This is a genomic window from Sphingomonas sp. 10B4, from assembly GCF_035019905.1.
In the GTDB taxonomy this organism is placed as follows: Bacteria; Pseudomonadota; Alphaproteobacteria; order Sphingomonadales; family Sphingomonadaceae; genus Sphingomonas; species Sphingomonas glacialis.
In genome coordinates, this window is record NZ_JASJVC010000558.1 from 1 (window position 1) to 238 (window position 238).

Below are 238 nucleotides of genomic sequence, written 5' to 3' on the forward strand. Positions count from 1 at the left end.
GCTGCGTATGGTCAGCATCATCGATATCCTGAGTGACGGCTTGTCGTCGGTCTATACCTTTTATGATCCGGATGACAGCAATGCGTCTTACGGCACCTACAATGTGCTGTGGCAAATTCAGCAATGCATAGAATTGAATTTGCCTTATCTGTATCTGGGCTACTGGATTGCCGCCAGTCCTAAGATGGCTTACAAGACCAATTTCAAACCGCTAGACGGCTTGATACAAGGTGAGTGG

At 47.5% G+C, this 238-nt stretch carries 1 pseudogene; it reads left to right on the forward strand.

Annotated elements, in window-relative coordinates:
- A pseudogene (locus tag QN347_RS20865) lies at window positions 1-238 on the forward strand (arginyltransferase); the annotation flags it as partial.